Annotated in this window: 22 protein-coding genes; 17 read left to right on the forward strand and 5 right to left on the reverse strand. The window is 43.7% G+C overall.

The window, feature by feature from the left end:
* Nucleotides 1-216: 216 nt before the first annotated feature.
* The 12 genes from ACYCS5_RS25990 to ACYCS5_RS26045 all read left to right on the forward strand — a co-directional run bounded on the left by ACYCS5_RS25990 (nucleotide 217) and on the right by ACYCS5_RS26045 (nucleotide 9,425).
* Nucleotides 217-1,287 carry a CobW family GTP-binding protein gene (locus ACYCS5_RS25990; protein ID WP_029519158.1) on the forward strand — a complete coding sequence of 357 codons (1,071 nt, stop codon included), beginning with the start codon at nucleotides 217-219 and terminating at the stop codon, nucleotides 1,285-1,287.
* On the forward strand, nucleotides 1,284-2,408 hold the full coding sequence (locus ACYCS5_RS25995; protein ID WP_029519159.1) for a FecCD family ABC transporter permease: 1,125 nt from the start codon (nucleotides 1,284-1,286) through the stop codon (nucleotides 2,406-2,408). The genes ACYCS5_RS25990 and ACYCS5_RS25995 overlap by 4 nt, the downstream gene beginning before the upstream one ends.
* Nucleotides 2,405-3,193 (forward strand): ABC transporter ATP-binding protein, encoded by a 789-nt coding sequence (locus ACYCS5_RS26000; RefSeq protein ID WP_029519160.1) that lies wholly within the window; start codon nucleotides 2,405-2,407, stop codon nucleotides 3,191-3,193. Before ACYCS5_RS25995 ends, ACYCS5_RS26000 begins: the two co-directional genes overlap by 4 nt.
* A gap of 64 nt (nucleotides 3,194-3,257) precedes the next feature.
* Nucleotides 3,258-4,280, forward strand: a complete 1,023-nt coding sequence (locus ACYCS5_RS26005) for an ABC transporter substrate-binding protein (protein ID WP_459760326.1) — start codon at nucleotides 3,258-3,260, stop codon at nucleotides 4,278-4,280.
* 217 nt (nucleotides 4,281-4,497) lie between these two features.
* On the forward strand, nucleotides 4,498-5,205 hold the full coding sequence (locus tag ACYCS5_RS26010) for a metal ABC transporter ATP-binding protein (RefSeq protein WP_039273487.1): 708 nt from the start codon (nucleotides 4,498-4,500) through the stop codon (nucleotides 5,203-5,205).
* On the forward strand, nucleotides 5,151-5,999 hold the full coding sequence (locus ACYCS5_RS26015) for a metal ABC transporter permease (RefSeq protein WP_029519163.1): 849 nt from the start codon (nucleotides 5,151-5,153) through the stop codon (nucleotides 5,997-5,999). Before ACYCS5_RS26010 ends, ACYCS5_RS26015 begins: the two co-directional genes overlap by 55 nt.
* 54 nt (nucleotides 6,000-6,053) lie before the next feature.
* Nucleotides 6,054-7,043, forward strand: coding sequence for a metal ABC transporter substrate-binding protein (locus ACYCS5_RS26020; RefSeq protein ID WP_459760327.1), 990 nt, complete (start codon nucleotides 6,054-6,056; stop codon nucleotides 7,041-7,043).
* A 332-nt stretch (nucleotides 7,044-7,375) separates the two neighbouring features.
* Nucleotides 7,376-7,738, forward strand: coding sequence for a response regulator (locus ACYCS5_RS26025; protein ID WP_029519165.1), 363 nt, complete (start codon nucleotides 7,376-7,378; stop codon nucleotides 7,736-7,738).
* A gap of 85 nt (nucleotides 7,739-7,823) precedes the next feature.
* The gene (locus ACYCS5_RS26030) at nucleotides 7,824-8,312 is read left to right on the forward strand and encodes a hypothetical protein (protein ID WP_459760328.1); all 489 of its coding nucleotides are present in this window, start codon (nucleotides 7,824-7,826) and stop codon (nucleotides 8,310-8,312) included.
* A gap of 104 nt (nucleotides 8,313-8,416) precedes the next feature.
* A complete protein-coding gene (locus ACYCS5_RS26035; RefSeq protein WP_013310131.1) occupies nucleotides 8,417-8,611 on the forward strand; it encodes a hypothetical protein in 195 nt (64 codons plus the stop codon).
* Nucleotides 8,612-8,623: 12 nt separating this feature from the next.
* Nucleotides 8,624-8,959, forward strand: a complete 336-nt coding sequence (locus ACYCS5_RS26040) for a YolD-like family protein (protein ID WP_029519167.1) — start codon at nucleotides 8,624-8,626, stop codon at nucleotides 8,957-8,959.
* A gap of 124 nt (nucleotides 8,960-9,083) precedes the next feature.
* Nucleotides 9,084-9,425 (forward strand): cupin domain-containing protein, encoded by a 342-nt coding sequence (locus ACYCS5_RS26045; protein ID WP_069010190.1) that lies wholly within the window; start codon nucleotides 9,084-9,086, stop codon nucleotides 9,423-9,425.
* Between the two features lie 61 nt (nucleotides 9,426-9,486).
* Here ACYCS5_RS26045 and ACYCS5_RS26050 read toward each other — a convergent pair whose 3' ends face one another.
* Complete coding sequence (locus tag ACYCS5_RS26050; protein WP_165147213.1) at nucleotides 9,487-10,356, reverse strand: aminoglycoside 6-adenylyltransferase; 870 nt, start codon at nucleotides 10,354-10,356, stop codon at nucleotides 9,487-9,489.
* 402 nt (nucleotides 10,357-10,758) lie between these two features.
* On the opposite strand from ACYCS5_RS26050, the gene ACYCS5_RS26055 reads away from it, so the two are divergent.
* Nucleotides 10,759-11,712 carry a GNAT family N-acetyltransferase gene (locus ACYCS5_RS26055; protein WP_459760329.1) on the forward strand — a complete coding sequence of 318 codons (954 nt, stop codon included), beginning with the start codon at nucleotides 10,759-10,761 and terminating at the stop codon, nucleotides 11,710-11,712.
* A 42-nt stretch (nucleotides 11,713-11,754) separates the two neighbouring features.
* Nucleotides 11,755-11,916 carry a hypothetical protein gene (locus tag ACYCS5_RS26060; protein ID WP_340955343.1) on the forward strand — a complete coding sequence of 54 codons (162 nt, stop codon included), beginning with the start codon at nucleotides 11,755-11,757 and terminating at the stop codon, nucleotides 11,914-11,916.
* 42 nt (nucleotides 11,917-11,958) lie between these two features.
* On the opposite strand, the gene ACYCS5_RS26065 is transcribed toward ACYCS5_RS26060, so the two are convergent.
* The 4 genes from ACYCS5_RS26065 to ACYCS5_RS26080 form a co-directional block, all read right to left on the reverse strand.
* Nucleotides 11,959-12,408 (reverse strand): DUF5301 domain-containing protein, encoded by a 450-nt coding sequence (locus tag ACYCS5_RS26065; protein ID WP_459760330.1) that lies wholly within the window; start codon nucleotides 12,406-12,408, stop codon nucleotides 11,959-11,961.
* Between the two features lie 37 nt (nucleotides 12,409-12,445).
* A complete protein-coding gene (locus ACYCS5_RS26070) occupies nucleotides 12,446-13,276 on the reverse strand; it encodes a class I SAM-dependent methyltransferase (protein WP_459760331.1) in 831 nt (276 codons plus the stop codon).
* 155 nt (nucleotides 13,277-13,431) lie between these two features.
* On the reverse strand, nucleotides 13,432-14,313 hold the full coding sequence (gene hslO, locus ACYCS5_RS26075; protein ID WP_318626561.1) for an Hsp33 family molecular chaperone HslO: 882 nt from the start codon (nucleotides 14,311-14,313) through the stop codon (nucleotides 13,432-13,434).
* A gap of 31 nt (nucleotides 14,314-14,344) precedes the next feature.
* Entirely contained in the window at nucleotides 14,345-14,821 is a 477-nt protein-coding gene (locus tag ACYCS5_RS26080) for an Rrf2 family transcriptional regulator (protein ID WP_080658677.1), read from the reverse strand.
* Between the two features lie 244 nt (nucleotides 14,822-15,065).
* Between ACYCS5_RS26080 and ACYCS5_RS26085 the strand changes: the two genes are divergently transcribed.
* From ACYCS5_RS26085 to ACYCS5_RS26095, 3 genes are all read left to right on the forward strand, one after another.
* Nucleotides 15,066-16,079, forward strand: coding sequence for an LLM class flavin-dependent oxidoreductase (locus tag ACYCS5_RS26085; RefSeq protein WP_029519174.1), 1,014 nt, complete (start codon nucleotides 15,066-15,068; stop codon nucleotides 16,077-16,079).
* A 1,000-nt stretch (nucleotides 16,080-17,079) separates the two neighbouring features.
* Entirely contained in the window at nucleotides 17,080-18,156 is a 1,077-nt protein-coding gene (locus tag ACYCS5_RS26090) for a glycosyltransferase (protein WP_209948114.1), read from the forward strand.
* 517 nt (nucleotides 18,157-18,673) lie between these two features.
* Nucleotides 18,674-19,027: a hypothetical protein gene (locus tag ACYCS5_RS26095; protein WP_029519178.1), complete on the forward strand. Its 354-nt coding sequence runs from the start codon at nucleotides 18,674-18,676 to the stop codon at nucleotides 19,025-19,027.
* Nucleotides 19,028-19,280: the final 253 nt, after the last annotated feature.

A 19,280-nucleotide genomic window follows, 5' to 3' on the forward strand; every position in this document is an offset into this window, starting at 1 on the left:
AAGGGTTCTTATCTACAGCCTATGCCTGTAAGGGGACAATCATGCCCGCCGGATTGTGTGTGAATCACCTCCCTATATTGACAAATCTGAGCATGCTCATATATATTTATACTCATTAATAGTAATTATTACGATTAAAATCCGATAAATGATTGCAAGAAGGAAATTTTTAAGGTACGATCCATATTAAATGTTGCAAAGACAAGGAGGGGTTATATGATACCGATTGTTGTTTTATCCGGTTTTTTGGGTAGCGGTAAAACCACTCTTCTTCAGCATGCGCTGGCTTACTACAAGGAAAAGGGTCTCAAGCCAGCCATTTTGATGAATGAGTTGGGTGATGTTAATCTGGACGGTAGTTTGGTGAATGGACAAGCACCCATGAAGGAAATGCTCAGTGGCTGTATATGCTGTACCATTCGCGGGGACTTGGGCGTCGAGCTCATGAATCTTGCTGAGGAATATAAGCCGGACGTGATTATTGTAGAATGTACCGGAGTGGCTAACCCGATGGAGATTGTAGATGCAGTGACAGACGCCTCAATTTATTCTACTATGATATTACAATCCGTTATCACGGTCATAGACGCGCGTCAATTTTTGGATTTTGCCTCGGGGAACGAGAGAAGCAAATCGCTTCGTTTGATGCAGGATCAGCTTCGATGCGCTTCCAAACTGATTATTAACAAGACCGATTTATTGGCTGCGGGCGAGTTACAGAAAGTACAGGCCCTCGTAAAAGAGTTAAATCCATATGTTTTGACTGTGAGCACGCAACGAAGTGACGTGGACGCTGGAATTTTTTTCTCCACTCAAGGAGAGGAGCGTATGGATGTTTCGCGACATAAGGAATCCGCAGTTGATATTGAGAGTGAACATCCTCATTTGGAAAATCATCTGCACACGTATGACCATGATGACCATACAGATCATCAGTCTCATGACCATGACCACGAACACGAACATGGGGAGCATTATCATTCCTACGACCATGTAGTTGTTCACACGCATTTTTTTGGACAACCTGTGCCACGCTACGAGTTTGAACAGTTGTTCCGCAGTTTGCCAGCTGAAATTTATCGGGCCAAAGGAATTGTGCGGTTTCTGGAATCAGAGGGTCAGATGATGTTTCAATTTGCCTATCGGGAGCTGGAAATCATTCCGATCCGCCCGCAAAAGCCAGTGAACGATGTAGCGGTTGTCATGGGTGAGAATTTCTCTGCTTCCGAGATCGAGGAACAATTGAGAAAGCTGGAAGCGGCCGAAAAGCCATTGAGTAATTCATGACTTCGAGAACGAGTCACCTTAATCCATCAAGACCTAATCCATCACAACATCATTCTCGTGCACACCTAGCGGGCAAGCCTACTTGGGGATTTACAACAATTCTGCTGCTGACTGCTGGGCTGTTGCTTTCGGTCACACTCGCGGTCATGCTGGGCCCTGTAGCTGTCGCACCGGGGACGATATGGCGAATTGCACTGTCCCATCTTCCCTGGCTGGACCAGTGGATACCCGTGACATGGACCAAGCCTGAGCAATATATCGTTTGGGAAATCCGCTTTCCACGCGTGTTGTTAGGTGTCATCGTAGGAGCAGGACTAGCTGTTACAGGGGCGACTATACAGGCATTAATTCGTAATTCGTTAGCGGATCCCTATATTTTAGGTGTCTCGTCTGGGGCTTCGGTGACAGCCACATTGGTAATTGTGTTCGGAGCTTTCGGGTTTTTAGGACGACTTGCGCTGCCTTTATCTGCTTTTATAGGATCGTTAGCTGCAATGCTTATGGTGTTCGCGTTAGCCCGTGTAGCTGGGAGCATATCGACGACCCGCTTATTGCTGGCAGGGGTGGCGGTGTCTATGATGCTGTCGGCTGTGACTAGCTTTATCGTGACGATGGCCCCGAATGAAAAAGGCATTCGTGACGCGATGTATTGGATGATGGGAAGTCTGGCAGGTGCTCAATGGGACACGCTTTTCATTCCAAGCCTTATTGTAGTCGTTGGAACGGCTGTGCTTCTGACCCGATACCGGTCGCTGAATGCTTTGCTAACGGGTGAAGAGACCGCAGTAACGCTTGGTGTGAACGTACAGGCGTTCCGCGTATTACTGGTTGTGGTGGCGTCTCTTTTAACCGGGGCAGTCGTATCCGTTAGTGGCTCGATTGGCTTTGTCGGACTAATGATTCCGCACATCGTTAGGCTGGTAGTGGGATCAGATCATCGGCGTGTACTGCCCGTCAGCCTGTTGGCGGGAGCTATTTTTGTCGTGTGGGCTGATGTATGTGCCCGGCTTGTGCTGGCTCCACAGGAGCTACCGATTGGTATTGTGACGGCTGTGTGCGGAGGACCTTTTTTTGTGTGGCTGCTGCGTCGTAGTTCCTACTCGTTTGGAGGCGAAAAATGAATATAGAAGTCGAATGCGTGACCTTCAGTATTCACGACAAACGGCTGATCGACGGCATCTGTCTCCAGGTAAAAGCAGGGGAGCTAGTCGGATTGATCGGTCCGAATGGCAGCGGGAAATCAACGTTGCTCAAAAATATGTATCGTGTGCTAAAGCCTGATAGTGGTGTAGTTACGTTGGATGGCCAGGATATGCTGCGGATGAAGTATAAAGAGACGGCCCGACAAATGGCAGTGGTGAGTCAGGATGCGCCGCAAACGTTTGATTTCTCAGTACGGGACATCGTCCTGATGGGTCGCCATCCGCATAAGAAACTGTTGGAAGCAGATACTGTCGTCGATCATGAACTGGTCGAGCAGGCGCTGGAGCGGGTAGGCATGAATGCTCAGGCAGATCAGGGCTTTGCCACCTTGTCTGGCGGCGAAAAGCAACGGGTATTGATCGCCAGAGCTTTGGCCGGGCAGGCGAAATTTCTTGTTTTGGATGAGCCGACGAATCATCTGGACATCCGGTATCAGCTGCAAATTCTGGATTTGGTCAAAACACTTCGGATAACTACGCTAGCTGCACTGCATGATTTGAATTTAGCGGCATTTTATTGTGATCGAATGTATGTATTAAAAGAAGGCAAAGTGGTAGCCTCCGGCATAACAGAGGATGTGCTTCAGCCAGACCTGCTGTGGAGTGTATTCGGGGTCGAGACAGAAATCTGCATTCATCCAAAAACCGGAAAGCCGAATATTACCTTCTTACCGGATTCTCTCAGGAGAGGAGGCCATCCATGATGTTAACAGAAAAGGCGATACGATGAGGTAAGATTAACTACAAATAAAAGAGGAGACGGTACATATGAAAAGATATAGCAGGCCCGCGTTACCGCTGGTTATGCTCGCTTTGGCAATGATGCTGTTTTTATCAGCCTGTGCAGCAGGAAACACGGCCCAAACAAGCGATCCATCCGCAAACGGGCAGCAACCTGCCGCATCCCAATCAGCAACCAAGGAGACGTCGGTAGAGCTTGAGAACATGGGCGTTAAAATGGCATTTCCCGAGGCGCCTAAACGCGCGGTTACACTGAACCAGCACGCGACTGAGGTTATGCTGGCTCTTGGACTGGAATCCTCTATGGTAGGAACTGCGTATTTGGATGATCAGATTTTGCCAAAATATAAGGCTCAATATGACAAAATCCCGGTACTGGCCGAACAATATCCGTCCAAAGAGGTGTTTATGGCCGCTGCACCGGATTTTGCCTATGCGGGCTGGAAGAGTGCCTTTAATGATAAAAATCTGGGTTCCCGTGAGGAGCTAGCCAAACAAGGGGTGCTGACCTATATACAGGAGTCCTCAAATAAGTCGGGCCCCACATTAGAAGATGTATATCAGGATATACTAAATATTGGGCGTATTTTTAGGGTTGAGGAGCGTGCAGAAAAGCTGGTAAATGAAATGCGTGAACAAGTGCAGTCCATTCAGACTCAAATTGGTGTTGTTGAACAGGCACCCAAGGTGTTTGTTTATGACAGCGGAGAAGACAAGCCCTTTACGGCTGCCAACAATTATCTAACGTCTTTGATTGAAAGTGTGAAGGCGAAAAATATTTTTGATGATATCGACAAAAGTTTTACTGAGGTAAGCTGGGAAGAGGTTGTGAACCGTAATCCTGACGTCATTGTCATTCTCGACTATGGAGATACTTCACTGGCGGATAAAGAGAAGCTACTCCTGAGCAAGCCTGCATTAGCTGGTGTGGAAGCGATCAAAAATAAACGCTTTATAGTCCTGCCATTGTCCGCGGCGGCTGAAGGCGTGCGTGCACCAATTGCACTGAAAACCTTGGCTGCAGGCTTGTACCCGGACAAAGTGAAGTAAACAAACAAAAGAGTTGCCAAATCATTGACGAACCTTGCCTAAACTGTTAAACTTGCTAATGCGTAAAGGTTACGTTTATCAAACGCTTATTTTTTTATCACCAAATCGTAATAATTACGGTAGATGGTTTAATGATCATAAACGACCTGGAGAATCTGCGCAAAGGATGATTGCTCAGATGGCTCCAGGCTTTTTAAAGGAAAAGGAGATTTGCGTCATGTTATTGGCCTCATTGGAACAGGTCACATTTGGCTACGGAGATGTTCCTAACTTGGTGGATGCCAATGTTGAAATTTTTTCGGGAGAATTTGTAGCCATTACCGGACCGAATGGTGCTTCCAAGTCAACCATGCTCAAACTGTTGCTCGGCTTGCTTCAGCCTTGGAAGGGCAAGGTGTTCATGTCTAATCGTACAGGTGAAGGCAAAAAGCTCGTTGTTGGATTTGTATCCCAACAAATTGCCGCCTTCAATGGCGGATTTCCAAGTACGATTTTGGAATTTGTCCGTTCAGGAAGATATACTCATGGCTCTTGGTTACGCCGTATGCGGTCTGAGGATCATGATCTGACGGAGCAGGCGCTGCGTCAGGTAGGCATGTGGGATTTGCGTCACCGTAAAATCGGCGAATTGTCCGGTGGACAGAAGCAACGTATTTGTGTGGCGAGAGCACTCGCTCAGGAATCCGATTTGCTCATTTTGGATGAGCCCACGACCGGCATGGATCAGGAAAGCCGCTACCACTTCTACGATCTGATGAATCAGCAGGTTAAGGAATATGGAAGAACCGTGGTCATGGTGACCCATGGACTATCGGAAGTACAACATTATCTGGATCGAATTATTGAGCTTGAAAGGAAGGAAGATGGCGGATGGAAATGCTGCACTACGACTTCATGCAGCGGGCATTTTGTGCCGGTGGGGTAATTGCACTGCTGGCCTCGGTGCTTGGAGTATACCTGATGCTGCGGCGTCAGGCTCTCATGGCGGACATGCTATCGCATGTATCGCTGGCAGGGGTGGCAGCGGGTGCCTATTTAGGCATTAACCCGACGATAACCGGATTTATTGTTGCCGTAATCGGCGCGATTATCGTTGAATACGTCCGCAGGTCTTATAAAACATATAGTGAGATATCTGTGGCTATTATTATGGTAGGTGGCCTCTCGACGGCCGTTATTTTAATGAATCTGAATCAGAGCATCAACAAAGGATTTTCCGCTTATTTATTTGGTTCGGTAGTAGCTGTCAATCAGACAGAGCTGATGTTGATGATCGTTGTGGCTGTCATCGGAGGTATTTTCTTTTTTGTATTCCGGCGTCCTTTGTATCAGATTACCTTTGATGAAGAAACGGCGAAGACCAACGGTCTTCCTGTCAAGTCCATCTCATTTGCATTTAGTATTTTAACAGGGATGATTGTAGCTGCTGCAATGCCGATTGTCGGTGTGCTGCTTGTCTCCTCACTCATCGTGCTCCCTGCAGCGCTGGCGATTCGAATTGCACCGAGCTTCGCGGCAGCCATCTGGATATCTATGGTCACTGCATTGATCGGCGTATTTATGGGTTTAACGGCATCGTATGAACTTAGTACACCCCCAGGGGGGACAATTGCCATGGTGCTGTTATTATTCCTGATTGTAGGAGCTGGTATACAAAAGCTGGTCCGCAAGCTGGGCAAGCAACAAGCTTCCCGACGGCAGAATGCGGCAGGTCAGTGAGTGTAATTACAGTGAGAATAACTAAAAAATCTAACGGATAAAGGAGTAATGAATATGAATACATGGTTCAAAAAATCATTTGTATTGTCTGCGGGACTAGCACTTATTTTGTCTGGCTGCGGAGCCAAATCTGATAATACAGCTACAAACGCTTCCCAAACCGAGCCGAATGCGGCACAAACAGCAGACAAGCTGAATGTGGTCACCACTTTTTATCCAATGTATGAATTTACCAAGCAAGTTGCTGGAGACCATGCTAACGTAATCGCGTTGATTCCTGCTGGTGCTGAGCCGCATGACTGGGAACCGAGCGCCAAAGATATGGCACAGGTAAAGGATGCTGACGTGTTTGTTTATAACGGTATCGTCGAAGGCTGGGCAGAACAGGCTTTGAGTAGCACGTCCAATAATAAGCGTGTTGTAGTTGAAGCGAGCAAAGGGTTAAACCTGATGGAAGGCACCGCTGAGGAGGAAGAAGGAGAAGAAGCACATGCAGAGGAAGGCCATGATCACGATCATGTGATGGACCCTCATGTATGGCTTAATCCAGTCTTGGCCCAAAAAGAAGTGGAGTCCATTGAAGCAGGGCTTGTAGCAGCCGATCCAGCAAACAAAGCTGATTATGAGAAAAACGCTGATGCTTATATCGCCAAGCTGAAAGAGCTGGATACCGAGTTCAAAACAGGTCTGAAAGATGTAAAACGTAAAGACTTTATTACGCAGCATGCTGCTTTTGGTTATTTAGCTAAGCAATATGGTCTGACCCAAGTACCCATTGCCGGATTATCTCCAGAGCAAGAGCCTACACCGGACAAGCTGGCGGGTATTATCAAATTTGCTAAAGAAAATAATGTTAAAACGATTTTCTTCGAAACTCTTGTTGATCCGAAGGTCGCTGAGACCGTAGCTACTGAAATCGGTTCAAAAACCGATGTACTGAATCCGCTCGAAGGATTGACGGATGAAGACAAACAGAAGAACCTGGATTACCTTGGTGTGATGAAAAACAATCTGGAGGCTTTGAAAAAAGCTCTGAATGAATAAGAAATGCTAAACGAATAAGTTTATAAACTGACGTCGGAATGATACCGACGTCAGTTTTTTTATAACTATCCAAGAAGATTGTGCTTTTATGGCTAGTGCTCAAGATACAGTAGATATATAGTCCTTTGTAATTTGCTTTTCAGAAATGATTTACGTCATTGTGAAACGTTTTTTTGAAAACTAATTCTGTAGTAGCTAGTTTCAAATTTCTTTTATAATTCATTGGTAGCGTTTTTATTTTTACAGATTCTTTCTATTAATTTTACCAGTTTTTTCACCGATATTGAAGTTTGGGCGTGCATATCATTTGACAACGGATTGGAGAGATTAATTTGGCAGCAGTTATAGTAGTGGATGATTCTTTGTTTATGCGTTCTGTACTTAAAGATATTCTTTTGGATTTAGGTCACGCTGTTATTGCGGAAGCAGAAAACGGGTATGATGCTGTTTTGAAATACGCACACTTTCGTCCCGATTTAATCACCATGGATATTAATATGCCTAAGATGGACGGGCTTGAGGCTGTTAAAAAGATCATAGAACTTGATCCCCAAGCCAACATTTTGATGTGTTCTGCTTTGGGGCAGCAGGAAGCGATTATAAAAGCATTTCAGGCAGGTGCAAAAGACTTTATTGTTAAGCCATTTGAGATGGAAAGGGTCGTGAATGCAGTCACAAAATTGCTTGATAGTTAATGAATCAAGATTTTTAATACATAATTATTGAACATGTAGAAGCAGGAATTCCATGCTTATTTTCACGAATATGGAGATGAATAGAATGAGCAATCGAGTGTTGTCTCAAAAAGTATTTATAGACGAACTGATCGCTACGATCAAGAAAGGAGGGCTTGTCCCTGTAAATTATGAACAACTCGTCAGCGAACAAAGAGAAAGAATGGATGCTCTTAACAATGAACTCACCCTTCGAATTGAGGGATTAGAGACAGATTTGATCTCTGCTTCGACATATTCCATTCCTTTTTCCAATGGCGAAATTATGTTTCTTGCTCGCTATATTGTACTCATTGGGGATCATACCGAGGGATACTTTGTGTTCTATCGAGCAGAAGACTGTGAAAGCCCAGAGGAATATCAGTTTTTAACAAGCTCTTATCAACTTCCCCATTTATTACTTGAATTATCTCTTTCTTTAAAAGAACATGGTACTAATGAGCCGCTTGATATTCTCACTTATTGGAATGGCCCTGTCCATCCTCTGAAAGATTTGAATAAAGAAGATATTAAGCTATCCACTTATGAATTTTAATTCCCTTGAGAGAGTCAAATCCCTCAGGGGATTTTTTTACATTGATAATCAAACGCATGTTCGCATATAATACAAACAAACGTTCTGATAAGGAGTGAAGGATCATGTTGGAAAAATACGTGGGGCAGATCGTGGAAATCGTGTATTTGGATCGGAAGGGCAAACTGTCTCATCGGCGTATCGAGGTGCATCGTGTGCAGAATGGCTTGATACGAGCCACCTGTTTACAGACAGGCCAGCCACGTGTTTTTCGATTAGATCATGTATTGGCATGGCATCCGGTAACCAGAACAGCATAGGAGGGGCTTACGATGGGGAAAAAGCTTGAAGGAAATGGCATATGGGAAAGCTCGCGCATGATTTTGCCTGAGCATCGGGAGGCATATTTAAGACTGATGAAGGAGCAAGGTAGGCGCGGCAAACCGACACTGGACGATCAGGAAATGCAGCAGATTGAACAGGCCATCATCGTATCCTATAACGAACGTAAGCCTATTACGCTAAAAGTGTTCAATCCATTTGATGATGAGGAGCTGCGTGGACTGGTCACGGTGATTAACACAAGTCGGCGAGAAGTGAAGCTGTCCCGTGGGGAAGAGGATTTTAGCTGGATTAAGTTGGAGGAAATTATCGAGGCGGATATATAAAAAACAGTCTGACTAAGTCGGAGTGCTTTTTACATTTGTCCCGCCGTTTTTTTAAAAATAAGATTGTAGCTCTATGAATTCATATTTAAAATAAAACTGTAATTGCAAAAAGGAGGAGTTCAATATGAAAATAAGTAAAAATAATGCTGAACATTATATATGGGGAGATCAATGTGATGGTTGGCGCTTAGTGAAAAATAAGGATTTGAGTATTATTCATGAGCGGATGCCCGGAAATACTCATGAGGTCAGACATTATCATCATCATGCACGCCAATTTTTCTTTATTTTATCAGGTACAGCGGTACTTGAAGTGGATGGTGAACAAATCCAATTAGGATCTCAGGAAGGGTGTGAGGTTCCTCCTATGGTACCTCATCAAATGTTTAATGAAACGAATGAGGATGTTGAATTTTTGGTTATCTCTCAGCCTGCGAGCAGAGGTGACCGGGTTCTGACCGAATAACTTAGAGTATAAAAATAAAACCAGCCTAGCACATATAAATTAAGTGCCGACTGGTTTTTTATCAATAAATGTCCTTAGCATCTGCTGGGAGAGCTTTTACGCGATGGAGATAGTTCGTAACACGTTGATCGTCCAGAGTCGGATATTCGTAACCATAATGGTTCGCTACTTCCAAGGCAACTTCTCTAAATAAATTTCCCATGATCAAAAGAGACTGCCACATATGTTCATAATCTGCATCCGCAAACGTTTGGATGTAGAGCGTCCAAAGTTCAGGCTCAAGATGGTTCTCGAAATATTTTCCCTGTTTACCCGGATCTGCAGTGAAGTCTGTTCGTATACCAATATGCCATTCCAGCATCAAGTGAAGCGCATCCCTTACAGGCCGATCTAGCATAAATTTGGCATAGGGCAGCTCCTGTCGCCATAATCCTTTAGCTACATAAGTACTGACCCACCAGAACTCGTTGCAGGAATTCGCATAGACTTGGGCAGTTGGAGGTATCGTCTTATAATCTTGAAGACTTGGCGGTAGGAAAGGCTCCACCAGTCCATCTTTATCCAGCAGCAGTACACTTAAGCTGTCTCGGGTCCAATTGGCGATGTTATTCGCAGGGTAGAGTGTAAGATCTATGCGATTGCCGTCCGTAAATAACATGAGAAAAACAAAGCGATCATGGGGCGTCGAAGTAGGTTCCATATGCTCATCGGGCGTCTGCATAATGATCAATTCACCAAAATGGTTGATCCAGCGACGTTCCTGAATAAAGCTGTCCATGGAAGATACGAGAAAGACGATATCAAAATCCTGAAAAACGTCTCGTGGAGCATGTGGATTAGCGCGTGAACCATTCATAATCACGGCACGCACCCGTTCGTCCTCTTGAGAAAATTGGAGAATGGTATGCAGCATCTCTTGTTCACTTCTCACTATAGTTGTCTCCACAAGCGGTATCGAAAGGAAAAAAACGTAGATAAGACAGCAGTAGAAATAATGGCCACCAGTTCAATGATCATCAAGAAAAACGACCTCCTGTAGTTCAGTTTATCTGGAAAAAGTCTCCTGTACTTACAATAGCCTATACACAGAAGCTATTCAACAGTGCAGCCGAGGCCATCTTTATTACCAAAAGTACACTTGACCGAATTGTATGTGTTATCCATAATGAAGCGGAGGCATCAAGTACAGACCATCTTAGAGCCTAATCCTCTAATACGTTTAAAGGAGTGATGATGTTTGAATACGAACAAACAAATCAAAAAGCTTATGAGAGGTTTATGTCTTTAGATGAATAAGAATCTCTCATAGGCTTATGGGAGGCAAAACAGACAAATGTGTGCTCATCACATGATTCAAGAAATGGAACTCGCGGAATCTTATTTTTATAAGGCATTCGGTCTTTTTGATACAATGAAGCATCACATATCGATTCAAGGTGTCATTAGCGGCATCATACCGGGTAGAATTTTTTTATCTAATGATGGGAATACCGCTGTATTGAGCAACCCCCAAGGCATTTTTCTGGGAGGAAGTCCGGACAATAAAGCCTTCTTTAAAGAAATCAACATGTTGCTTCAAGAAATCCTATTACCTCAACTTGCATTTAAAGGAAAATTAGACTATGTGCTATATTACCCGGCAGATGAGAAGTGGGAAGCTGCTCTTGAAACCGTGATGAAGGATGTACGGCCTATGAAGAGTGGCCGAATGACGTTTACTCAGCATTTAGACGGTATAGCTAGCCCGCTTGGGGAGGATATCGTAGCAATAGATCGTGAACTATTAAAGCAGCGGCATCTGGCGGGTCTTGAGGATATCATTCATGAGATCCTGGACGGTTGGCCCTCTCAAGCCGCTTATGAAAAAAATGGATTTGGATGCGCTGCCATTCAACATACGGAGGAAGGCCCGGCCATTGTCAGCTGGTGCTTGACCGATTGGGTCGTGGGTCAAGAGTGTGAGTTAGGCATTCAAACTGTTGCGAGCTATCAGAAAAAAGGATGGGCCCGAAAGGTAGCTCTCGGTGCGCTTTCTCTGGCCAAACAACGGGGGATCGACAGCGTCGGCTGGCAGTGCTGGTCCGATAATATAGCTTCTCAAAGAACAGCCTTATCTGTAGGGTTTACAGTGCTTGCGGATTTTCCGGTTCTGTTTGGATGGAATCTTCCCTTAAACAATCTTCTGGTGAACGGGAACTATTATATGCATGGCAATATAGAATATGGTGTAGCACCTGATTACGCCCGCTCAGCCTGGAGTTACGCACAAGCACTTGATCAAGGCTGAGATTGGAGTGGAGATGCGGGGCTATATTGGAATGCCGCCTGCATGTTTTATTTGACGGGTGAACAAAAACGCGCACGACATTATTATCAGAAGGCAATCGAGAAGGGATGGATCGACATCCATCAGCCACATTATCATGATTTTATTTATAAGGAAGCAAACAGCGAGCAGATTGCTCGTACTCTTGCTGAATCGATTGAATAAAAGGATAGAATGCAATAGAGGAAGGCCGCCATATCTGGTGGCCTATTTGAATAGTTTACGAATGGGCTCTACATCATAATCACTCGTAATTTTATAGGAAGTAACTTTATTTTTCGTTTTGGTTTCATCATATATTTCTATATAGTTTTGGTCATACAGTGTTATGCCAAATAAGTCCCTTTCGTTTTCGTGATCTACGAAAATACTGAGCATGTATACAGAATTAAGACCTTTATCTAATACACTGGATTTTCTTAATTTCATTTCAGCAAGAGCATTGAGGATACTTTGAATTTCATTTTTGTCTTTTACCAATTGGTCTGTATAGTCTGGCGATTTACTAATGAGAATAGTATTAATCTTGGCTGTATCCATGCGATCCAAAACGACTTTTCTAAAAGAGGTATCCAGATTTACGATATAAACCATTCCGATTATAGCTGCGATCAGAATGATTGCAGACTTAACGATGTAACGATTACGTCTTCTCATAGGCTATATCTCTCCATAGTTGTAGAGGTGATGAGCTTCAAGACTTGGTACCGACTGCAAGCATATGCGGGCTCATACCGATCACAGATTCCTGCTCTTCAACCTGCCGTGCTATATCCAGCAAACGGCTGCGATGGGAAGGAAACGCCCACTTTTCCTCAAATCCGGGTGCAATCCAGACGGGTCCTTCCACGCCCAGTACACGAGGCTTCGGCAATCCAGCCGCCTGCCAGTCTGCGCGCAAGGCATCCGGTGTATGAAAGTAGGGCCGTGTGATAAAAGAGGGATAGGCCGCCGGTCGTACATGCTGACCATCTGTCAGCTCCTGTCTGACCATATCCATGAACGCATCTTCCTCCACAATGGTATTGCGCTCGTCGTACGATAGCCCCCACAGTAGCGAGCCAAACCTGGAAATAGCTGAAGTAATCAGCGTTCCGCCCTTCTTTAAGACACGCGCCGCTTCTTGTAGTGCTTTTACTCGTTCCTTCTGTTCCGTTAAATGATATAAAGGTCCCATCAATAGCACGATGTCCGCGCTTTCATCTTTACGATGAAGATTTCTGGCATCCGCGGTTTCCAGCTTACTGATGATGGGGTTATTCAGTTGCTGCTGACGAGCGAATTCAATGGCTTGGGAAGATAGATCAAATAGATGAACTTCGTATCCCAGCTCCGCCAGCCACGAAGAATAGACCCCTACACCGCCGCCGATATCGTAAATAACATGAGTAGACTCGCTGAGATAACGTGAAATGATTTCTTTTGATCTTTCCAGTTCTATTTTTCCTATGCCTCGCTCTAACCTGCCTATTTCTGCACCGCCATCATAATAAGCCAGAATTTCATGCGTATCATTTTCAAGCATAGCGCACCTCATCTCAGGTGATTGGAATAATATAACATTATCACTTACATCATGAACAAGTCTACCGTATTTAGGATAAAGAAATCGTCGGAAGCATTGGGAAAGAAAAAGCTGTTCCCCAGTAGCTAGACCTACTTTTTGGGAACAACCCATATTTAAATGATGTTTGTTTCCAGCATCCCTTCGAGATCTTCTTTGGTGAGATGGTAGTGTGCATTACAAAAGTGGCAATGAGCTTCAGCTTGTCCATCGGTATGGATCATATCTTCTATTTCCTTATTCCCTAAGCTGATAATGGCATTGGTAACACGCTCTTCTGAGCAGGGACAATGAAATTGTACAGGCATGGTTTCCAGTATGTTCAGGTTGCTTTCTCCCAAAATCTGACCCAGAATCTGCTCTGGCGTAAGACCTTCCATGACCATTGCGGAGATGCTTGGAATGCTCTCAATGCGTCTCTCGATAAAACTGATAACTTCCTCCTGCGTATCTGGCATCAGCTGAATAATGAAACCTCCAGCCGCCTGAATAGAGTTATCCGGGTTAACAATAACTCCCGCTCCTACAGAAGAGGGGATTTGTTCGGATTGGACGAGATAAGATGTGAAATCCTCGCCCAACTCACCCGATATGAGAGGGATTTGTCCAACAAACGGGTGTTTTAAGCCGATATCTTTGGATACAATGAGCGCTCCATCTGTTCCTACAGCTCTGGCGACATCTAATTTCCCTATCTGATTAAGCTCAAAATGGGTTTGTGGATTTTTTACATAACCCCTAACTTCACCTTTGGAGTTGGTATCGACAAGAATAGTGCCGATAGGCCCGCCACCGTTGATTCTGATCGTCAGTTTATCCTCATCTTTAAGCATGGCTCCCAGCATGACGCCGACCGTCATAGAACGTCCCAATGCAGCCGATGCTGTGGGCCAGGTATAATGACGCCGTTGGGCTTCACTTACCGTTTCCGTTGTTCTCACGGCATAAGCCCGTACCTGATTATTGTAGGCAAGAGCTTTTACTAAGTAATCGTTCATGTTCATGTTCCTCTCTGATAATTAGTGTTCTTTACAAGACCATTTTTTCCTGAATCCAGTTCTCCAAAGAAGTAATTTTGGCATCATATCCTTCTTTAAAAAAGTCAGCGGATAGTGACGCGATGGTTTCCCTTTTCAGAACGGCCTTCCAGGAGGCTTCCGCTTCTTCCATCAAATTTGTCAGTAAACAACACTGATCGTCTTTCTTTAATTCAAGCATTTCGTTGTATATACCACTGGAAGAATAAAGGGTTTGTTGTCCCTCAATCGCTAGGTAAATATCAAATACCCGTATATCCTCAGGTTTTTTCTTTAATTTGAACCCGCCCTTGACACCAGGTACAGAAGTAATCAAATCGGAGCTAACCAATTTTCGTAACAGTTTATGAAAATAAGTAGGTGAAGCACCTAACTGCTGGCTAATGGCCTCCCCAGGTAAAACAGCTTTGTCCGGCAGCATCGTGAGTAGAAGAAGAGCGTAGACAGATTGTTCGACACCTGTTTTCATATGCACTAGCAATCACCTCAATATTTATAACCAGGCTAATGTGGATAACCATTATCCACATATTTGCATAATAGATGAGCTTATCATAAAAGTAAACTGATTTTTGATAAAAACTAAAAATTTAAATCATTTGCAATTCATAACGGGACACATTATTATAATTGACGTATCAATTGATAGGTCAAAGAATTAAGGCGTTGAGGGAAATACGTATAATAATATTTTGACAGGGGGTTTATATATAATGACTACGCGGAACGTTGCACTATCTATATTAGATCTTGCACCTGTCATTGAAGGCGGCACTCCTGCCGATTCCTTCCGCGACACGGTGGATCTTGCCCAGCATGCAGAACAATGGGGGTACCATCGGTACTGGCTAACGGAGCATCATAACATGCAGGCAGTTGCTAGTGCAGCTACGTCCGTGATTATCGGGCATGTAGCTGCACATACAAACAAGATTCGGGTCGGTTCAGGCGGTATTATGCTGGCGAACCATGCTCCACTCATGATTGCGGAGCAGTTTGGAACATTAGAGTCGCTCTATCCGGGACGAATTGATCTGGGACTTGGCCGTGCTCCAGGCACGGATCAACCCGCGATGAGGGCACTGCGGCGAGGGCTTCATAGTACTGGGGAAGATTTCCCCGAGCAATTGAATGAGCTGCGTTCTTACCTGAATCCAGCGCTAAGCGGAGCAGTTCCGGGAGTAAGAGCGGTTCCTGGAGAAGGGCTGGACATTCCCATCTGGTTACTGGGATCAAGCGGATTCAGCGCACAGCTGGCAGGTCAGCTTGGGTTGCCGTTCGCGTTCGCCAGCCACTTTGCCCCGGCTCATTTGCTACAGGCTTTAGAGTTGTATCATCGCAATTTTCGACCATCTAAAGCACTGGATAAGCCCTATGTGATGGTCGGTGTTAATGTGCTTGTTGCAGATTCTGATGAGGAAGCGAAAAGGCTCTTTACATCACAAGAACAACAGTTTCTAAATGTGCTGCGCGGGCACAGCGGAGGACTGAAGCCACCAGTTGATGACATGGAGAAACTCTGGAGTGAGCAGGAAAAGGAGGCGGTTCGTGGTAATATGCTGGGGTATTCAGCCATTGGCAGTCCTGACACCGTCAAGCAAAAGATAGATTGGATTATAGACCAGACTAGAGCCAATGAGCTGATTACAACCTCTCAGGTATATGACCATCAAGCGCGCCTGCGCTCGTATGAGCTGCTAGCCAAAGTAATGCGAACAGACGATTAGTTGGTCAAACCATAAGGCCGTGCTGAAAAAGGTTCTCATAACCTGATCTGGCATGGCCTTATTATATTTTAAAGCTTATATTTACGAATCAAATAGGTTGGGGTCCAGCTCCACGCGTGACAGTAGCTGTTGATTAGATAGCTGCCGTAGGGTGAAAAGGCTTTGTTATGGGGATCGTACAACTCTCAGAACGTGTCCGCTCCATTCTGATGGGAGGCATACTGCTTTACCTGCAGGGATGTTATAAAGCCACCCTTCAAAAACCAGTGAGAAGACGATTTGGAAAACTGCGGGACTAGGTAAGCTAAAAGACTTAGAAATCCCCACAATTTGTAAGAATTTCTCCATTTGGAGGGTTGCGAAAATGTTGGAAAAGCGAGTCTATTCAGACATGGAATGTTGTTGTAACATAAAGTTACGCACCTTTCTTGTTGGCATGGTTGATTTGACACTTCCATGATACCAAACAAGTAAGGTGTTTTTTGTCAATACGGAAAAATTTATTCGATTTTTCCTTACTCACTCAAGGGGTTAGGCTGATTTTCTAGGTGCGAAAGTTGAGTTAATAATTTGTTAGATATGATTGTTTGTTTACCCACAAAATTTAGACATTTATTCAGTCAATCGGTCCGATCAAACCTCAACCTAATCAGCGGATATGACGGTGCTTGGAATTCGTGTATTCGCAGCCGTTGTTCATCACAAAAAATTATTGTTCAAAAGTTTGGTGGGATGAATTGAGCTAAAGAATTATATGATGAATGGTGAGAGTGGCGGCCGGAAGTCCAAACACTCCCAGCCTGACGAACCCGCCGTTCCTGCCACAGGATCACCTGCTTGCGAACCAGCGGAAGCCTTACAAATTTAAGAAGCTTTTCTAACCGTAGGAATGATTCAGCTATCCTGTACTAGAACATCGGCCATTGTAGCCACATATGTATACGGGAAACGCCTGTGGTGTACAGCTTTAGGGAGCAGCAACTTAAGAAAGGGTGAAAGTATGGAAATATTTAGTCAGCAAATTCAATCGCATACTAACCGGCGTCTTGCAGTAATTGATACGAAGTTTCCATGGAAGCTAAGTGGTTTTCGATATTGGGAGAACTTTAATATATTCGAGCAAAGGCCTGATACTTTGTTCTTTGCAACTGAACCTAATGATGATTATTTTCCTTCTAAAGTTTATCCTTTTTCTGATTTTATGAAAGTTGCAGTGTCTGAGGGGGTTACAGATGTATATTGTGTTTTCTTAAATTTAACACTTAGTTTGCTTGGTCATGGCTTTCTTCCGGATGGAAGTTATTTGCCAGGAGCAAATCCTAATCTAAATATTAAGCCATTCTTAGATGACCGAAATATTAATCTTCATGCTACCTTGTACCCTGGTGGCGGACTGGATCCATGGACAAAAAAAGAGTTTCTTTCCATTGCAGGACAGCATTGTTCGACCGTATTTACAAACATCAATGAAGTTATGGAATCGATTGTTGGAAGTATTTATTATCCCGTTGTGATTAATACCGACTTATATACATTCAAACAGAAGAAAGTTGAAATGCCTATACAGTTAACATTCTGTGCTTTTAATGCCATTAGAAAAGGTTTCCCCATTATGGCAGATGCATTTAATCGACTTACGGATGATTTTCATCTTAATCTAATTGGTGATTGGGAAGATCAATTACTTCTATTGAAAAATAAGAATTATACATTCTATGGCCTACTTTCCCCTGAAGAGTTAAAGTCAGTGTACGAAAGAACTCATATATTTCTAAATTGCAGTGTTCCGGATCGATTTGCTTTAGATGGTTTTCCAACTACGGCTGCCGTTGATGCGATATCGACAGGATGTGTACTTGTTACGACAAACCCCCGAAATGATAGATTTATTCTTGAGGAAGGAAAGGATTATTTTGAAGTTGAACCTAACGGGTACGCAATTTCTGAGAGGTTGTTTTGGATCCAGGATCACTTTGAAGAAGCGTTGATTGTTGGAAAAAATGGTTCCAATAAGATAAAAAGTAAATTTGATGCTAGTCAAATAGTGAAATCAAAGCTTGCTAACATATTTAAGTAATTTATAAATATTTGGGTTTTGACTATATTAACTCACGGTTTTCAGCTTTGAAGCAAGAGCTGCGAGAAGGGGATACCGCAAATCGATGGGGGTTTCATTATTTATGGAATGAGAAACAAAAGCAGGAACAATTTGAGGATTTAAAAAACAAATCTGTAAGAGTGTTGTAGCATGACGCAAGTGGTATTTGTAACAAGGATGAGGGCACCCCTTTCTCTTAGGGTGCTTTTTTTATGGTTTGGAATGATATAGGAAGGGGCAAATCTTTCATTTCCTTTCCTTGAGAGAGAATTAGGAGATTTCCAAAACTTGAGAACAACGAGTAGTTTGAGGCTCGATCGGACCGAATGACAGAATAAATAATATCTTGTTTTTTAATGGGTAAACAAACAATCATATCTAATAAATTATTAATATAATACATGGGAACTCCAGGTTCCTTTTCTATTTTCGTCCTAGTATTTTACTTGATTGCATGGAGTTATTGTTAATAACCAGTAAAGGAGGCGTTAACTTAATGGCAATATTAACAACTGGTCCTATTGAGAACAGTCCTGTTGGTGGGGTCAGGCCGATCCAACAGGTCACTGTTAAAATGGTAAACCGTGACTTAGTCAATTCTTCAACAATATTAATTCAGGGATTCATTTTAAATGGTTTACGAACATTACATGTACTAGAACAAATAGCTTTAGCCCCCAATGCAGTTGTTACGAGAAATTATCTAGCGAACTTCGACGCATATGAATTCGTTTTTACCACAAGCGGTTTGGCAGAAGAAAGTACTGATATTTCTGTTTGGGGAAAAAACGGGAGTGGTACAATCATTGGTGCTCAGCGTATTGTTGCGGATGAGCAGTTAGAGTCTTAAAACTCAACAAATGCACAGAGGTAAAGCCACAATCATATCACATGTTTTAGAAATAAAATAGAGGGAACATGATCTTGAGAAAGACCTCATTGTTTACAAGAAAAGCTTGCTTTTACTAGAAAGGAGGGAATATCTAAATGGCAGTATTATCTACTGGACCCATTGCAAACGATCCTGTTCTAGGAGTCAGACCCACCCAACTGGTCACAGTAAAAATAGATAACCGAGATTCTGTAAATTCTTCTACTGTTTT

This window comes from Paenibacillus sp. SEL3 (genome assembly GCF_054602585.1).

Bases quoted from the DNA above. Each gene is read 5' to 3' on its own strand.
- ACYCS5_RS25990 (WP_029519158.1), top strand. From the start codon at position 217: ATGATACCGATTGTTGTTTTATCCGGTTTTTTGGGTAGCGGTAAAACC.
- ACYCS5_RS26030 (WP_459760328.1), top strand. From the start codon at position 7,824: ATGAGCAATCGAGTGTTGTCTCAAAAAGTATTTATAGACGAACTGATC.
- ACYCS5_RS26065 (WP_459760330.1), bottom strand. From the start codon at position 12,408: ATGAGAAGACGTAATCGTTACATCGTTAAGTCTGCAATCATTCTGATC.
- ACYCS5_RS26015 (WP_029519163.1), top strand. From the start codon at position 5,151: ATGGAAATGCTGCACTACGACTTCATGCAGCGGGCATTTTGTGCCGGT.
- ACYCS5_RS26060 (WP_340955343.1), top strand. From the start codon at position 11,755: ATGTTTTATTTGACGGGTGAACAAAAACGCGCACGACATTATTATCAG.
- ACYCS5_RS26010 (WP_039273487.1), top strand. From the start codon at position 4,498: ATGTTATTGGCCTCATTGGAACAGGTCACATTTGGCTACGGAGATGTT.
- ACYCS5_RS26080 (WP_080658677.1), bottom strand. From the start codon at position 14,821: ATGAAAACAGGTGTCGAACAATCTGTCTACGCTCTTCTTCTACTCACG.
- ACYCS5_RS26045 (WP_069010190.1), top strand. From the start codon at position 9,084: ATGAAAATAAGTAAAAATAATGCTGAACATTATATATGGGGAGATCAA.
- ACYCS5_RS26070 (WP_459760331.1), bottom strand. From the start codon at position 13,276: ATGCTTGAAAATGATACGCATGAAATTCTGGCTTATTATGATGGCGGT.
- ACYCS5_RS26005 (WP_459760326.1), top strand. From the start codon at position 3,258: ATGAAAAGATATAGCAGGCCCGCGTTACCGCTGGTTATGCTCGCTTTG.
- ACYCS5_RS26090 (WP_209948114.1), top strand. From the start codon at position 17,080: ATGGAAATATTTAGTCAGCAAATTCAATCGCATACTAACCGGCGTCTT.
- ACYCS5_RS26020 (WP_459760327.1), top strand. From the start codon at position 6,054: ATGAATACATGGTTCAAAAAATCATTTGTATTGTCTGCGGGACTAGCA.
- ACYCS5_RS26035 (WP_013310131.1), top strand. From the start codon at position 8,417: ATGTTGGAAAAATACGTGGGGCAGATCGTGGAAATCGTGTATTTGGAT.
- ACYCS5_RS26055 (WP_459760329.1), top strand. From the start codon at position 10,759: ATGTGTGCTCATCACATGATTCAAGAAATGGAACTCGCGGAATCTTAT.
- hslO (WP_318626561.1), bottom strand. From the start codon at position 14,313: ATGAACGATTACTTAGTAAAAGCTCTTGCCTACAATAATCAGGTACGG.
- ACYCS5_RS26095 (WP_029519178.1), top strand. From the start codon at position 18,674: ATGGCAATATTAACAACTGGTCCTATTGAGAACAGTCCTGTTGGTGGG.
- ACYCS5_RS26040 (WP_029519167.1), top strand. From the start codon at position 8,624: ATGGGGAAAAAGCTTGAAGGAAATGGCATATGGGAAAGCTCGCGCATG.
- ACYCS5_RS26085 (WP_029519174.1), top strand. From the start codon at position 15,066: ATGACTACGCGGAACGTTGCACTATCTATATTAGATCTTGCACCTGTC.
- ACYCS5_RS26000 (WP_029519160.1), top strand. From the start codon at position 2,405: ATGAATATAGAAGTCGAATGCGTGACCTTCAGTATTCACGACAAACGG.
- ACYCS5_RS25995 (WP_029519159.1), top strand. From the start codon at position 1,284: ATGACTTCGAGAACGAGTCACCTTAATCCATCAAGACCTAATCCATCA.